Origin of the sequence: Aerosakkonema sp. BLCC-F183, assembly GCF_041929145.1 — a bacterium.
Classification (GTDB): Bacteria; Cyanobacteriota; Cyanobacteriia; order Cyanobacteriales; family Aerosakkonemataceae; genus Aerosakkonema.
Window position 1 is genome coordinate 46,650 of record NZ_JBHFNU010000085.1, and the last position, 16,448, is coordinate 63,097.

Annotated in this window: 12 protein-coding genes; 9 read left to right on the top strand and 3 right to left on the bottom strand. The window is 43.8% G+C overall.

The features are described 5' to 3' along the window. Positions 1–82 precede the first annotated feature (82 nt). Positions 83–349, bottom strand: a complete 267-nt coding sequence (locus ACE1CD_RS24780; protein ID WP_374795789.1) for a Precorrin-3B methylase — start codon at positions 347–349, stop codon at positions 83–85. A 79-nt stretch (positions 350–428) separates the two neighbouring features. Between ACE1CD_RS24780 and arfB the strand changes: the two genes are divergently transcribed. After that, the gene (gene arfB / locus ACE1CD_RS24785) at positions 429–845 is read left to right on the top strand and encodes an alternative ribosome rescue aminoacyl-tRNA hydrolase ArfB (RefSeq protein WP_374795788.1); all 417 of its coding nucleotides are present in this window, start codon (positions 429–431) and stop codon (positions 843–845) included. Between the two features lie 161 nt (positions 846–1,006). On the opposite strand, the gene ACE1CD_RS24790 is transcribed toward arfB, so the two are convergent. After that, positions 1,007–1,834, bottom strand: coding sequence for an NADPH-dependent oxidoreductase (locus ACE1CD_RS24790; RefSeq protein WP_374826562.1), 828 nt, complete (start codon positions 1,832–1,834; stop codon positions 1,007–1,009). Positions 1,835–1,909: 75 nt separating this feature from the next. Between ACE1CD_RS24790 and ACE1CD_RS24795 the strand changes: the two genes are divergently transcribed. Further along, positions 1,910–3,118 (top strand): MFS transporter, encoded by a 1,209-nt coding sequence (locus ACE1CD_RS24795; protein ID WP_374826563.1) that lies wholly within the window; start codon positions 1,910–1,912, stop codon positions 3,116–3,118. Between the two features lie 249 nt (positions 3,119–3,367). Here the strand turns inward: ACE1CD_RS24795 and ACE1CD_RS24800 are convergent, their stop codons facing one another. Then, a complete protein-coding gene (locus tag ACE1CD_RS24800) occupies positions 3,368–3,766 on the bottom strand; it encodes a helix-turn-helix domain-containing protein (protein ID WP_374826565.1) in 399 nt (132 codons plus the stop codon). A gap of 1,285 nt (positions 3,767–5,051) precedes the next feature. Between ACE1CD_RS24800 and hutH the strand changes: the two genes are divergently transcribed. From hutH to ACE1CD_RS24835, 7 genes are all read left to right on the top strand, one after another. Then, complete coding sequence (gene hutH / locus ACE1CD_RS24805; protein WP_374826567.1) at positions 5,052–6,767, top strand: histidine ammonia-lyase; 1,716 nt, start codon at positions 5,052–5,054, stop codon at positions 6,765–6,767. 39 nt (positions 6,768–6,806) lie between these two features. Then, on the top strand, positions 6,807–8,315 hold the full coding sequence (locus tag ACE1CD_RS24810) for a class I adenylate-forming enzyme family protein (protein ID WP_374826568.1): 1,509 nt from the start codon (positions 6,807–6,809) through the stop codon (positions 8,313–8,315). A gap of 412 nt (positions 8,316–8,727) precedes the next feature. Then, positions 8,728–10,635 (top strand): thiamine pyrophosphate-dependent enzyme, encoded by a 1,908-nt coding sequence (locus ACE1CD_RS24815; RefSeq protein WP_374826570.1) that lies wholly within the window; start codon positions 8,728–8,730, stop codon positions 10,633–10,635. A 21-nt stretch (positions 10,636–10,656) separates the two neighbouring features. Next, positions 10,657–11,763, top strand: a complete 1,107-nt coding sequence (locus ACE1CD_RS24820; RefSeq protein WP_374826599.1) for a 3-oxoacyl-ACP synthase III family protein — start codon at positions 10,657–10,659, stop codon at positions 11,761–11,763. 43 nt (positions 11,764–11,806) lie between these two features. After that, positions 11,807–12,556, top strand: a complete 750-nt coding sequence (locus tag ACE1CD_RS24825; protein ID WP_374826571.1) for an SDR family oxidoreductase — start codon at positions 11,807–11,809, stop codon at positions 12,554–12,556. A gap of 136 nt (positions 12,557–12,692) precedes the next feature. Further along, positions 12,693–15,143, top strand: coding sequence for a filamentous hemagglutinin N-terminal domain-containing protein (locus ACE1CD_RS24830; RefSeq protein ID WP_374826573.1), 2,451 nt, complete (start codon positions 12,693–12,695; stop codon positions 15,141–15,143). Positions 15,144–15,503: 360 nt separating this feature from the next. Continuing rightward, entirely contained in the window at positions 15,504–16,445 is a 942-nt protein-coding gene (locus tag ACE1CD_RS24835) for a DUF928 domain-containing protein (RefSeq protein ID WP_374826575.1), read from the top strand. The last annotated feature ends 3 nt before the right edge of the window (positions 16,446–16,448 follow it).

A 16,448-nucleotide genomic window follows, 5' to 3' on the forward strand; every position in this document is an offset into this window, starting at 1 on the left:
TTTGATATGGCAATAATCCCTGGCAGTGCTTCTAGCGTATAGGTTAATCGAGTAACCCGATAAAGTCCATGCCAGGAAAATACTATTTCGACTTTCTTTTCGACTTGGGCGGCGTTCGGTGTGCGCCAAAGTATTTTTCACTGCGGTAGCGCAACCATACTCGCAACTGTTGCGGAATTTCGTCTTTTTGTTCTTTGGTCAGCGTGTTGTAAAGGGCTAATGCTCGCTCTCGTTCTCCCCGACAGGCAGCATTATTGTGAGCATCCCAATAACTGCGAGCTACCCGAATTCGCCGACAGACTTCTTTAATGAGTGCTTCTCCCGTGAGTGGTTCTTCCTGTTTTGCCATAGTTCGATCGCAACGCGCTATCCTCAATTTTAACGTTTAGTATGGATGTATTCGCTCTTGTTTCAATTTAGTTTGAATAATGTTGCAAATTTCCAACACAGTCGCCATTCCAGAAGATGAAATCGAGATGAGTGCGGTTCGCTCTCAGGGAGCCGGCGGACAAAATGTGAATAAGGTGGCGACGGCGATTCATCTGCGCTTTGATATTATCGCTTCTTCATTACCCGATCGCTACAAAGAACGACTGTTGAAACTCAACGACCAGCGCCTTACCAAAGAAGGTGTGATTGTGATTAAGGCGCAAGAACATCGCACTCAAGAGCAGAATCGGTCAGAAGCTTTGCAACGATTGCAAGATTTGATTAAAAGTGCGATCGCAGTTCCCAAACCTCGGAAAAAGAGCAAACCTACTCGCAGTTCTCAACGGAAACGTTTGGATAGCAAAACTAAGCGATCGCAAATCAAGACATTGCGCGGAAAAGTTACGGATGAATAATTTTTATCGCTCTTTCGGATGGATGAGGAAAAATGTTCGCTAATGTTAGAGTTGAGTGCAATTGGTGGGTTAAAGCACGGGAATTAAATTGGTTGAAAGTGTTGAAATTATCGTCGGTGCCTAACCCACCCTACGATTAGATGAGTTTATATTACCGCTAATTAAAGCAGTGGAAATCCAAGATTTTGCAAGATTTGTTTCAATCGATCGCGTCCATTTAATGCTTGTGCTGTTGCCACTCGTTTTAATGAATGCTCAACCCAATCTCCTGCTACGTTCATTTGCTGAAATTCGTAAAATTTTTGGATAATCTCGTTATACTCTGAGATCGCCTGTTCCTGTTGACTGAGATGATATGTTTCGCGATGGAGAACGGCAGCTTGGGGTAAACGAGGTTTCACTGCCGCAGGTTTCTCCGGATCGGGATAACCGACACACAAACCGAAAACGGCAAACAAATGCGGCGGTAATTGGAGGGTTTCGGCAACTTTTTCGGGATGATTTCGCATTCCACCAATATAAACTGTACCCAAACCTAATGATTCGGCTGCGATCGTCGCGTTTTGCGCTGCCAATGCTGCATCAATTGTTGCTGTCACAAACATTTCTAAATAATCTAAACCTTGAGCAGGTAATCCTCGTTGTATAGCAAGATGATGCAGTCGTGCCAAATCTGCCAACCAAACTAAAAATAACGGACATTGGCGAATATGAGCTTGATTTCCTGCCAATTGAGCCAAAATTTCTTTTCTGGCAGGATCTTCCACTGCTACTACACTCCAGGTTTGCAGATTGGAGGATGTAGCAGCAGACTGGGCGGCAGCGATTAAAAGTTCTAAAGTTTGTGGCGGTAATAAGTCAGGTAAATAGGCACGAATTGAACGGTGGGATAGCATAGTTGTCAACGTTTCATTCCAGAGGCTATCTAGATTGAATGTATCTGTGCCATACCGTAAGCGAATCAGATCGGCTGCGTTGGAAGTGTTCATAAAGTGAGGGAAATGGGCTCAATATGGGTATGGTAAAACAGCCATCTTTACTCTGCATCCATCTCTCACTTCATCATGCAACCTTCAAGTAATCCTATTTCTGACTCATTCTCAAACAATTCCAATCGATCGCACCGCCTGTGGCTGTTCTGCATCTGTGCGGGAATGCTGGTGTACTTCACCCAAGTTACGGCACTGTTTCCAGTTCTACCGCTATACGTGACGCAACGCTGGCACAATGCGCCAGTGGGATTTGTTGTGAGTGCATTGGCAGCAGGGCTGTTGTTTTTTCGACCGCCGATCGGTTGGTTAATCGATCGCTGGGGACGAAAACCCGTGTTGTTGATGGGCTTAGGAATTATGCTGGCGATCTTACCGCTGTATCTTTGGTCGCCTAATCCCTTTTGGTTGATGGGCGTGCGCGTCTTGCATGGCATCAGTCAGGCGGCATTCGCGACAGCATCTCAAACGATGTTGATCGATTTAGTACCTGCTTTGCGTCGCACCGCGATGTTGGGGTATTTGGCAATGTGTAATACGATCGGCTATTCTTTGGGGCCATTGCTGGGGTCATTGGTGTTTGCTCAAGCTGGTTTTATTGCGGTTGTGTTTCTGTTGGCAGGATCGATCGTTGTAAGTTTTGCTCTGAGTTTACCTTTGCCGTGGCTGAAGATATCGCGATCGAAGCAATCGATCGAAAAGCAAACTGAAAATTCTTTTCCTTGGAACGTAATTGTGCGGTTTCCGGTGCGGGATGCGACGCTGTTGTTTTCGATCGGCTCTTTTTTACACGGTGGGGTTGTTACTTTTTTGCCTTTATTTGTTTCCAACTCGGCTTTGTTTTATAGTCTGAATGCTTTAGTTGCTGTGCTGGTTAGATTTGGTTTGGGACGATGGGGGAATCGGGTCTCGCAGCAGTGGGTTGTCAGCATGGCGATTTTTTGTTCGGGTACTGCTTTAATTGGATTATCGATCGCACCAAATCTCCTGATTGTTTGGTCGCTTGTATATGGATTGGGTTTTGGTTCGTTGTTCCCGGTGCTATCTGCGATCGTTTCTTTGGCAGCTCCGACTGCGGTGCGGGGTCGCGTGTACAGTATCTTCTTGGCTGGATTCGACGGTGGTATGACGCTGGGAGGCGCAGGCGTACAATCCCTCGTGCAAATGTTGCCCTTGAGTACCCTATTTCTGATGTTGGGTGGCATTGGTTGGGGAGTTAGCCTGATTGCGTTCCGGCAATTTGCCCAGCCTATTGTTGTTTCCCAACCAACCGAAGATAACTAATCTTCTCCTTTTTTTTCTTTTTAGGGAAAGGTGCTCTTGACAGACTTTATTTTTTTATGATACTATAATCTTGATGAGGAAGAACTATCGATTTATATTAAAATTTGAATATATTTCCATTATAAAAATAATACACCAAAAAAGGGAAGTCGGTCAAGAGGGGATCGCACCTTTATTTTAAACTCTTTTAATTTTGCGATGGTCTGTGCGATCGCGCCCCAACACTCCCCAGTTCCCCGACTGATACCGTTAAGGTTTATTCCTACTATGTTCGCTGGAGCGAGGCACCCCATTCTTAATCCGCCCAGCAACTACCATCAAGAGTAGCGCTAGTCGATCGTCCGATAGCCCATCGACGAAATTTTGCATCTCTAACAGCGACTCCAACTGTTTCGGAAGCTCTGATATAATACTTCCTTGAGTTCCCCCAGCTTTTGCTAACTGGGAACAGAAGTACGTACAAGACCCTGGCCTAATTTCCTCCATTGCCTCCAGTAATTTCCACAGCACATCCGTAGAAACACCAGTTTTGCTCTTGCCGCGACGGAACTCGGAGATGTGATTTTCACTTACCCCAGATATCTGGGAGATTTGCTTGCCAGTGATCCCGTAATGTTCTAAGGTTTCTCGAAAAATTTCTGAAATCATTTTAAGTTTTGTATAGCTCTTAAGCGATAAATGTATTGACTGTTATCTTGATTAACTTTTAGGCTAATCAACAGCCGAGCGAAGCTAAACCGTATAGGCTAAAGCAGCATTTTTAGACAGCGTAAGCAAGATAACACAACAAAAAATAGGGTAAGTGTGATTTCGATCGCATCGCCTCGTATGGCGATCGGCAGCAGTAGCTGCGCTTGTGCAACGGTTTCAGCAATATTTGTTACCTCGTCACGAAATTATTATGAAGTTTTGTATAGCTCTTAACCGATAACTGTATTTACTGTTATGATAATTAACTCGTAGGCTAATTAAAAGCTATACAAAGCTGGGCCGTGTAAACGAAAGCAGCACTTTTAGAGGGTGTAAGCAAGATAACACGGTAAAAAAGTGAGGTGCTGTGATTTCGATCGCATCTCCTCGCATAACGATCGGAAGCAGCCTTTTGCGCTCCGATGCAGTTTTATATGGGGAGGAAAAAGTAAATGACATCATAAAAGTTAGGGGATTTCCTAATAGATAACTTTGCCGAACAAAGCAATTGTTTTTAATCACACAAGCCAGCAAAAATGCTGGTTGATATTGTTATTTTTTTAAAAAAGTAAGTTTTTAATTCAAAATTATTCCAGAGGGAATTTAATAAAAAAATCATAAAACTAACAAAAAAGTAGCTTGCTATTCAAAAAGAAACGTTATATAGTAAAAATCTGACAAAAAAAGCCATTGGTTTGCCCAAAAATCATAAAAATCTCAAAGCCAGCACAAAAAAGTATTAAATAGAGGATGCGCTCGCTTTCAGTTTTTGTGATGTGAGGAAAAAACTGTATTTTGTTTGAGTGAGCTACCTCGATTCAGGGAATTCTTGTAAAGATGATGAAAAAATTCACGAAACTGATTTTAATCACCGAACGTTGGGCTAAAAATATAGCGAGCCCAGATCGGAAATATTTAAATTATTTGCAAAAGCACTCATCAAGCTAATTTTGTTTCGCTCGCATTATTTAGCGTTACGCATCAAAACGAAAAAAATCTTGGCAGAATTAGGGAAACGGCATCAAAAAAATCCTTGCCCTGATTAATTATGCAGATATTCTGCACAAAAATGTAACCCGAAATTAAATTCCAGCTATCGAAATGTTTGCCAAGCAACTGGTGAATAGTTGCCTGCCAAATATTTGCAGTATACAGACATAATTATGTCTGGCTTTAGCTGGCTCGCTCCATCATGACTGATTTTGACAAATAACTAAATATTCAACAGGAGATTTTGGTAACAATGCTCGAAAACTTAACTGCACCGACTGCACAAACATTGCCTTTGCTACAACTATCCAAAGTGAAAAAAAATCCGGAAGTGGGGATAGGAGATAGGCTTCTAACTATCGAAGAAGTTGTGAAGGTAGCGAGGTCCGCAGCGCAGGTAAAATTGACAACCAACAGCCATATTCTCAAACGGATTAAGGCTGCTTGCGATTATATAAGTCAAGCTGTCGATTCCGGCAAACCGATTTACGGAGTAACCACAAAATTTGGTGGCATGGCCAATACAGAAATTGCACCAGACGATGCCTCCGAATTGCAAAATAACTTAGTTTGGTATCATAAAGCCGGAGCCGGAAAAAAACTGCCAATTCCCGAAATAAGAGCTGCCATGCTCTTAAGAATGAACTCCCACTTGCAAGGTGCATCGGGAATTCGGTTAAAATTAATCGAACGGATGAAAACCTTTTTAAACAACAACGTTACTCCCCACGTCCCCGAACTCGGTTCGATCGGCGCTTCTGGCGATTTGACACCTCTAGCCTACATCACAGGTTCGATTATTGGCTTAGACAAACGATTTACAGTGGACTTTAAAGGCGTAGAAATGTCATGCTTAGAAGCCTTAGAAAGGTTGGGAATGCCTCCGATCGATTTGTTACCCAAAGAAGGTTTAGCCATGATGAATGGCACTTCTGTGATGACTGGAATTGCAGCTCTTTGCACCTACGATGCTAAAGTTTTACTCGCTTTGGCAATGGGTTCTCATGCCTTAATGATACAAGGATTAGGCGGGACAAATCAATCATTTCATCCCTTCATCCACCGACTCAAACCGCATTTCGGACAAGTGTGGACGGCGGCGGAAATGGTGAAGTTGCTAGCCGGGTCGCATTTGAGTTTCAATGAATTAAACGGCGCGAATCATTTTAATGGAGAAAGTTTAATTCAAGACCGTTATTCGTTGCGGTGTTTGCCGCAGTATATGGGGCCGATCGTCGATGGGATGAAAGAAATCGAGCGCCAAATTGAAGTAGAAATCAACTCGGTTACCGATAATCCCGTTATTGATGTGAATCATCAAGCTAGCTATCACGGCGGGAACTTTTTGGGGCAGTATATTAGCGTGGGAATGGATCGGTTGCGCTATCTTTTAGGATTGTTAGCAAAGCATTTGGATGTGCAAGTTGCGCTGTTAGCTGCACCGGAGTTTAATAATGGCTTATCTCCTTCTTTAGTGGGGAATACCGACGGTTCGGTCAACATGGGATTGAAGGCGGTGCAAATTACGGGAAATTCCATTATGCCGATGTTGACATTTTACGGTAATTCCATCGCCGATCGCTTTCCCACTCATGCAGAACAATTCAACCAAAATATCAATTCTCAAGGCTTCGCGGCAGCGAATTTAACCCGTAATTCGATAGAACTCGCTCAGCAATATATGGCGGTTGCTTTGATGTTTGGGGTGCAAGCGGTAGACTTGCGAACTTTCAAAGTGGCGGGTCATTACGATGGACTAAAGTGTTTGTCGAAACGCACTAAACCTTTGTACGAAGCGGTGCGACAAGTAGTTGGAAAACCGCCTTCTGCGAAACAACCTTATATTTGGAACGATCGCGACCAATTTTTAGACGAACATTTGGCAGCAATTACCGCTGATATTCAAGCTGGCGGGGTAATTGTCGAAGCTGTCAAGGAGATTTTGCACGGATTAGCTATTAATGACTAATGACCGCTGACTACTGACTACTGACTACTAACTAAAACTATGAATATCGCTCAAAACATTGAGCGGGGGAGGCGCATTTTTCCTCGAAAAACCGCTCTGATTTTTGAAGGTCAATGTTTCAGTTACGAAGAACTCGATGAAAGGGCAAATCGAGTCGCGAATGGATTGCAAAATTTGGGTATCAAAAAAGGCGATCGCGTAGCTTTGTATTTGCCCAATATTCCGGAATTTATCTTTGCTTATTTCGGCATTCAAAAACTGGGGGCTGTGTTGGTTTCCATTAATGTAATGCTGAAGCGAGATGAAATCTGGTATATCCTTAATGATTCGGGGTCGAAGGCGATTATTACAACTGAAAAGTTGCGGGAAAATGTACCCGATCGCGATTTAGTTGATTTGCGGCGAGTGTTGCTGACCGACAGTCCCAATGCAACTGGTTTAAAACTAGAAGAACTAATGGCAATTTCTTCCCCCATCTTTCAATGTGTAGAGATGGAACCGAAAGACCCAGCGACAATTGTTTACACTTCTGGAACGACTGGATTTCCCAAGGGTGCAGTACTTTCGCACGGTAATGTAGTGTCGAATATGCACTCCCAGCGTTACAGTTGCGGAATTACACCAAATGACAAGTTGTTGCTTTATTTGCCTTTATTCCACTGTTTTGGACAGAATGCAATTTTGAATAGCGGATTAAATGCCGGCGCAACTATTATCTTGCAAAGGCGCTTCAAACTGGAGCGAGTCGTGCAGGCGATCGCGCAAGAAGGAGCGACCATGTTTTTCGGTGTTCCCACTGTTTTTGCCAAGCTTTTGGAAGAGAATTTGGATGAATTCAATTGGCATTCTGTTCGTTATTATTTCAGTGCGGCGGCAAATTTACCTGTGGAAATCGTGCGGCGTTGGGAAGAGAAATTCGGACGTCCGATTTATCAAGGTTACGGGTTAACAGAAACTTCACCATGCGCTAGTTATAACCATCCTTGGAAGTATAAAACTGGGTCGATTGGAATGCCGATCGACAATGTGGAAATGAAGGTGGTAGATGAGAAAGGCGAAGAAGTTCCCGTTGGCGAATTGGGCGAAATTATCATTCGCGGGCCAAACGTGATGTTGGGTTATTGGAATCGCCCTGAAGAAACCGCCAAAGTCATTAAAAATGGTTGGCTTTATACGGGTGATATCGGTCGGATGGATGAGGATGGCGATTTCTATCTGGTTGACCGTTTGAAAGACATGATTAATGTGTCCGGTTTTAAGGTTTATCCCAGCGAGGTGGAAAGGATTTTCTATCAGCATCCGGCTGTGGCGGAAGCGGCAGTTTATGGTGTTGCTGATGGAATAAAAGGGGAGGTTATTTATGCGAACGTGCGGTTACTTGCGGGAGAATCGATTACGGAAGCTGAATTGATGGCTTTTTGTCGGGAACGAATGGCTAATTATAAGGTTCCCCACAAGATCGAGTTGGTAGATTCTTTGCCTAAGAATGCAACGGGAAAGATTTTGAAAACCGTGTTGCGCGAGGAGGCGATGATGAAAAAGCAATAGCTGTAGCGCGAGATAGTTTCGTTTAGTTTCTCGGCTGCGGTACCCTAACCGATCGCAGTCGATCGCCTCACCCTCTTGAGGCTATGTTCGTGTCAAATTTTCGGAGGAATAAACAACCTTTATGTAATTTATAGTTGGAGAAAATCATCTAATATTTTTTTGGAAAAGTTACTGCAAAATAAAGTTTTTGCAGTAACTTGTTCGTGCTTAAAATTTGCTTTTTTTTATTTAAAATAAAGATTAAGAAAACGTAAAATCTGCCCCTAGTTAGTTGACATTATTCAGAATAGAAGATAATGTAAAAGGTCTGAGGAAAAACCAAACCAAAAAGTTCTAAAGCGATCGCGCTAAGAGATGGGACGGACAAAACACTCAGAGTTCAGTTTACTTAAAAGATGCTTGTTGTGTGGGGATGAGTAACGGTTTAATTACGTCAAATTCGGTTGGCGAACAATCCGCGAATGAGCGGGAAAAAACTGATGATATAACAAGAGATTTGGATTGCTACAGGAAAAAGCTTGTTAGCCCAGATAGTGCTGTAAAGCAGCAAATACCGTCAATCAATTCCGAAAAAAATTCCAACGATAATCGAGAAAGTTTAGGAGCATTCCCTCAGCTTAACGATCGGTCACTTGCTGGTGAATCGGTGGCTGAGGCTGTAGTGAAAATGCTGGAAGGATTGGGCGTAAAGTATGCGTTTGGAGTTTCGGGAGGTGCGATCGCTCCTATGTGGGCGGCGCTGGAAAACAGTTCCATTCAAGTGATTCACTTTCGGCACGAATCGGGTGCAACTTTTGCGGCAACGGAAGCTTATTTTGCCAGTGGCGATCCTGTAGCAGTTTTTACCACAGCAGGGCCGGGAATTACTAATGCTTTGACAGGACTATTTGCGGCACGTTGGGAAGGGGCAAAAGTGATTTTAATCTCGCCTTTTACCTCAGAAGCACAACGGGGTAGGTTAGCTTTTCAAGAAACTAGCCCTTATACGATGCCAATGGAAGGGATTTTTACTTCAGGAACGCTGTTTCATTATGCAAAAATTTTGGAGGATGTCAAGCAACTGTCAGAAGTATTTTGGCAGTTAGAGGAAGGGTTAGTGCAACCTAGTGGTTTTGTCGCTCATATCAGCGTTCCCACGGCGATCCAGTTAAGTTTGAGTAATGTCTCAATCCCCCAAAAAAGCTTATCTCATTCTGCGATCGCTCCTGAGAAAGAGGTCGAGGACTGTGCCAAGATACTATTTGAAAAACCATTTGCGATCTGGCTGGGTTTTGGGGCGCGGGGTGCTAGCGATCAGATCCGCGAACTCGCTCAAGAAACTGGGGCAGTCGTGATGTGTTCGCCCCGTGGTAAAGGAATTTTTCCTGAAGACGATCCGCAATTTGTCGGAGTTACAGGGTTTGGTGGCGATGCGTCTGCGATCGCTTCTATGCAGGAAGAAATGCCAGAACGGGTGTTAGTATTAGGGACTCGCTTGGGTGAATTCACTTGGAGTCCGGCAATGGCTCCCTCTGGGGAGTTTATTCATGTTGACCTTAACCCGGATGTGCTAAAAACTGTCTATCCAAAGATCGAGAAGATACCGATAAAATCTGATGTGAAGGCATTTGTAAGTAAGTTACTCAAGTGCCTTCAGAAATATCCCAAAACATCAAAAGCGTTCGTGAAGCGTAGCGTTAGCCGTGTCCCGAAATCCCGGCCATCACAAGAATTATTCACCCCTTGCGATACTGGGCTAATCAGACCGGAAGTATTGATGCAAGCAATTCAGCGAGTCGTTGTTGATGCAAGTGATGCGCTAACGATCGCAGAGGCGGGAAATTCCTTTGCGTGGACAACCAATAAATTGCGGTTTACCGAACCGGGACGCTATCGAGTCAGCACTGGGTTTGGCTCGATGGGTCATGCGGTGACGGGCGTTTTGGGCGCTGCTTTAGTGCGGAATAAAAAAGCAGTCGCGATCGTTGGGGATGGGGCGATGCTAATGAATGGCGGAGATATTAGCACAGCGGTTAAGTATAAAATTTCTGCGGTTTGGGTTGTTCTCAACGACGGTCGTTACAATATGTGCGCTCAAGGTATGGCAAGACTTGGATTTGATGGTGTGGATGCAGAATTTCCTTCAGTAGATTTCGTACAGATGGCTAAGAGTATGGGGGCTGATGGCACTCGCGTGGAACGCGAATCTGAGCTTGAGAAAGCTTTGAGAGAAGCAATGGCATCGGAAAAGCCGTTTGTGGTTGATGTCATCATCGATCCGACTTGTCCTGCACCGATCGGCAATCGGGTTCAAAGTTTAGTTGCACAAGGTTATAAGTAACTAAAAAGAGGGCATTTTGTGATGAATCAAGCTGTGGGAATTAAGTCGATCGCAGTTAGTTTTCCAAAAACTGTGAGAACAAACGATTATTTTCGAGAAAATTATCCTGAGTTGGTAGAAAAGGCTGAACAAAAAAGTGCAGCAAAAGCTTTTTCGCCAGATCGAAATATTTCTAACGGTAATGAGGTTGACTTGTGGACACAAGAGATGGAGCCTTACTTGTCAGACCCTTTTCGAGGGACTGTGGAAAGGCGAGTGCTTGACCCTACTGAATCGTTACTAACATTAGAGTATCAGGCTGCTAAAGATGCTCTTGAAGCAGCAAAACTTTCTCCTATGGATATCGATTTGATGATAGTCTCATCAATGTTTTCCGAACAACCAGGCGTGGGCAATGCTGCTTCACTTGCTGGCAAATTAGGTTTGCGCGGTGCTGCTTGGAATCTTGATTCGATGTGTTCGGGAGCAATTGTTGCACTCCAGACTGCCTCTGCAATTGTGAGCATGGGGGTCTACCGTAATGTCCTAATAGTAGTTTCTTGCAGTTACTCTCGTTTTGTTGACGAAAATGATACGCTTGGATTCTTTACTGGCGACGGTGCAGCAGCTTTTATACTCACCTCAGTTGAAGCGAATCAAGGAATTCTCAGCACAAAAATTATTAACACTGCTGAAAGTTGTGGAGCGTTCTTTAATGAACTAGCCATAGATGATTTAGGTCAGCCACGAGTATTTGTACGGGCAGACAAGAAAGCTAGTCATATGTTTCGTGATATATTTGTTAAGTTTTGCCGTACTTGCTGCGAAAGTGCGATTGCTGATGCAGGCGTTACCTTGGATCGAATTGACTTTTTTGTTTTCAATTCGCTGATTCCTTGGTACGTGAATGTTTATACCCGTGCATTAGGTATCCATCCAGAGCGCACAATTAACCTCAACCCAATTTACGGGAATATTGCAGTGGCATCTCCCATTGTCAACTTGTACCACGCTATACAATCGGGCAAAGTTCGAGAAAACGATTTGATTCTTATGTATGCTTTTGGTGGTACATCGAACGCCGCAGCGACAGTTATGCGTGTAGGTAAGGTAGCGCTTGGCCCCACCTCCTTTAATCAAGGATGCTAATGAAACTCAAACAAATTGTAGACTCAAATTAGAGAGTACGTCGATGAGCGATAATTTTAATGGAAAAGTAGCGCTGGTAACTGGAGCTTCTTCTGGTCTTGGTCAAGCAACAGCACTTGCGTTTGCCCGTGCAGGAGCGAAAGTCGTAGTTGCCTGCCGACGTAGAACAGAGGGAGAACGTACAGTGCATTTAATTCAAAAAGAGGGTGGCGAAGCTTTCTTTGTTAACACAGATGTATCAAAAGCTGTTGAAGTCGAAGCAATGGTTAACCAGACTCTAGAAAAGTACGGTCGTCTGGACTGCGCCTTGAATAACGCAGGTGTTGAGACAATGGGTGCGCTGAGCGATACCACTGAAGATGACTGGAACTACGTAATTGATATCAATCTCAAAGGAACTTGGCTTTGCCTTAAATACGAAATTTCAGCATTGCTCAAATGCGGTGGTGGTGCTATTGTAAATGTCGCTGCTATTGCTGGTGTTGTTGGTATGACTGGTCTTTCTATCTATTCAGCAAGTAAAGGCGGGATCATTGCCTTGACTCAGGCAGCAGCAATTGAGTATGCTGGCTTTGGAATCCGTATCAATACATTGAGTCCTGGTGCTATCAAGACTGAAAAACTGGAGCAACTTCCAACAGACGTAATTGCTCAGATCGTAGCAAAACAACCATTAGGGCGTAGCGGTCATCCACAAGAAATTGCTGAAGCAGTATTGTGGCTTTGTTCAGATAAAGCTTCATTTATTACAGGGCATAACCTAATAGTTGATGGAGGATATACTGCTCAATAAATTAAAGGCTTGGGGTGTTTTCCATCTGGTGTACCTCACTTATGTAACAACCGCATCATCCCAATTTTGCAAAAATACCAGGCGATGTTGATGAAGATGATTTTTTGAAAAGCGAAGAAAAAAATATAAAAGTCTTATGAAGAAAAAAAACATAAAAGTCTTATGGTTAATACTAATAGTCATACCCTTTTCCTTCATTTCTCTCAAGGTTAATTGTCAAATTATACCTGATACAACTCTGCCTACTAATTCTAGTATCACACTTAATGATAATACATTCACTATCAATGGCGGCACGACAGCAGGCAACAATCTTTTCCACAGTTTTCAGGAGCTTTCTCTTCCCACAGGAAGAGAAGCTTTTTTTAATAATGCTAGTAATATTCAACATATTTTTAGTCGGGTTACCGGAGGAAATGTCTCTAACATTGATGGGTTAATTAGGGCTAATGGAACAGCAAATTTATTTTTTATTAATCCCAATGGCATCATTTTTGGGCAAAATGCCCGATTGAATATTGGCGGCTCTTTTATAGGTTCTACAGCTAATAGTATTATCTTTGATGATGGCTTTACATTTAGCGCTACGAATCCACAGTTTCAGCCATTACTGACATTCAATATACCAATTGGTTTGCAGATTGGGCAAAATTCAGAGCCCATTATGGTACAAGGAATAGGTCATAATTTTAGTGCGGATAATACAACCTTTGCGCCAATTAATAGGAATGAAAATACGAGTGGCTTGCAGGTAAAATCTGGAAATACTTTAACTTTGCTTGGTGGTGATATTAACTTAGATGGAGGTCTGCTAAAAGTAGATAGAGGACACATTGAAATAGGTAGCATTGGTGAAGGTATAATTGGGTTAAATACAACCACTATGGGATGGTCTTTTAGCTACGATAAAGTGCAAAGTTTTCGAGATATTAACTTGTCTGGAAAAGCAGCCCTTGATGCTAGTGGTTTTGGGGGTGGTTCTATACAAATTGTAGGTCGTCAAGTCAAGTTAACAGAGGGTGCTATTGGTTTAATTCAAAATGAAGGAGAACTATTATCTGGAAACTTAACAGTTAATGCTTCTGAGTTATTAGAATTAATTGGAACTGAACCAAATGGCTCATTCCGTAGCAGCTTGGTTAATCAGACTCTAGGAGCAGCTAATGGTGGTCAAATAAAAGTTTCAACGAGAAGATTACAACTACTTGATGGGGCGGTTATATGGACTAGAACCTTTGGCAGCGGCACAGGTGGCGATTTATACGTAAACGCTTCTGAGTCAATCGAAGTGCGCGGTTTTTATAGCCTTGATCCCACTACTTATAGTTTCCTTGGTACTTGGACTTTTGGCTCAGGAAATGGAGGAAATGTTACAGTATTAACTCAAGGGCTAACTATTTTGGATGGAGGAAGTGTAAGCACACCTAGTATTGGTGGTGCTGGTAAAGGAGGAATTTTAACCATAAACGCTTCTGACTCTGTAATGGTTAGTGGTATTACTCCCACAATTTTTCAACCAGCTTCTATTGGCAGTGCAACCACTGTAGGAGGTGGTGGGATTGTGACTATCAATACATCGAGATTGGTACTGAAAAATGGAGGAATTATTAGTACTTCAACTCTTGCACAAGGTTTAGCAGGAAGCATAACTATTAATGCTCTTGATTCTGTGGAAATAAGTGGCGTAGGAATAGGTAGTGGACTGCCCTCTCGAATAGAATCAGCTGCACCAGTGGAATCTGAGGCTTTCCGTAAGGCTTTCGGACTACCAGACGCACCCTCCGGAAACTCCGGCACCGTCACCATCAACACCCCCCGTCTCACCATTGCCGACGGTGCCAGAGTCAGCGTCGCCAACCAAGGCACGGGTATCGCAGGCAACCTCAACATCAACGCAGGTTCTATCCGACTCGACAGCGCAGGCAATATCTCGGCGGCGACGGCATCGGGTGAAGGCGGCAACATCAATATCACCACCGACTTCCTGCAACTGCGCCGCGCCAGTCAAATCTCCACCCAAGCTGGCGGTACGGGTAACGGCGGCAATCTCAACATCAACGCCAACACTTTCGCCATCCTGGAGGGCAGCGAAGTCAACGCCAATGCCTTCCAAGGTACAGGCGGCAATATCCAAATCGACTCTCAAGGTTTATTCGCTTCTCCCGACAGCCAAATCACCGCCAGTTCGCAACTGGGAGTTTCCGGCAGCATTAATATCAACAGTCCGGAAGTTAATACTACTGGCGCACTGATAGAATTACCCCAAAATCCTGTAGACCCCACCCAACAAGTCGTCGCCGCTTGCACTCCCGATAAAAACAATAGCTTCACAGTTGCCGGTCGCGGCGGTTTGTCGGAAGACCCCACTCTACCAATTTCCAGTTTTGAGATTTGGGCGGACTGGAACGACTACACCCAGCCAACTTTCAGAAGCACTAACAGGCGGTTAGATTCAAAACTTTTCCCTCGCGAACAGCCTCCTTTAGTAGAAGCTACGAGTTGGCGCGTGAATGCTAATGGCCAGGTAGAACTATACGCCAATGTTAGCGACGCTAGCAATTACACAAATAAGTCTAGCTGTCGGTAGTTTGGCAATAGCGGTGCGCTCTCTCTCACTCTTCAAGCTATCAAAAAAGAATAATATCGAGTTGCTTTTAAAAATAGTAGATTTAGTTTTAGGAGCAGATGGGAAACATTGTTGGCTTAATGAATGCAACTTGTTGTAAGCTAAAACTGAGTAGGATAAATGTAATAAAAAATACAAATAAATTTAAATTACAAAAAAATTGCTTTTTTTAAAGATTTAATTAACTTTCGCAAGTTCCTCAAAAAGCTGCACTGAGTAGCCCAGGAAAACATAAAAAATCAATTAATGCTGTAAAATGTTAGAGCCAGGGTATCACAAATCGTAATGTTTAACCTGAAACAAGCAAGGAGATTTCAGGGTATGGAAACCAGCTACTCTAGGGAAAATATCTCACGGAGAAATTATCGATTAGCAAGTTTACTGGTAATTGCTTCATCTGTGATTGTAGGCGGGGGAACGGCTTGGGCTTTTGAGGCTCGAGCTTTCGATCGCATTCCCAAAATAGTCAGCGTTAAGTACGAACCACCTACCGATGAAGTTCCGCGTCAGGCGATCGGCGGTAGTTCTCGCGGGGCAGTAGGATTTTCTTCTCCAGACGACAACGCGCCCACCAGAACGATGGGGGGTGGTTCTCGCGGCGAAATCAGATTTTCTTCTCCAGAAGACAACGCGCCTACCAGAACAATGGGGGGCGGTTCTCGCGGCGAAGTGGGATTTACTTCTCCAGGAGATAATGCGCCGACCAGAACGATGGCGGGCGGTTCTCGCAGCGAACAACTTCTCAACCCAACGCCTTTAATACCCAGTAGCAATATAGGCAGGACGGGGGCCGAACGTCCCACCTTTTTTGTCTACATTCCCCAAACTTCTTACAAGCAAATTTTCTTTAGCTTGTACAGCGAAGACCGCCAGTATCATTTCCAAACCACTTTCGATTTGAACAAAACCGGAGGAGTCATTGCGATTAAGCTTCCGCAAAGCGCACCAGCTTTAGAAGTTGGCAAAACCTACCAATGGTCGGTGAGTTTTATTAGGTCACAAGAAACCCTCCTTCCAGATTCTTATGCTGTGAGGGGATGGGTGAAGCGAGTTCCGGCTCCAGAAGCTAATGAATCTCTGACTGAGATCCAGTTAGCAGCTCTGTACGGCAAGTCAGGCATCTGGTATGATACCCTGACTATTTTAAGTTCAGCTCGTCTGGCGCGGCCTGAAGATGCTACCGTCAGGCAAGAATGGGTCGAACTCTTGGAGCAAGTAGGGCTTAAAGACTTAAGCCAACAGCCTTTGACCGAACAGCTGTAGTCG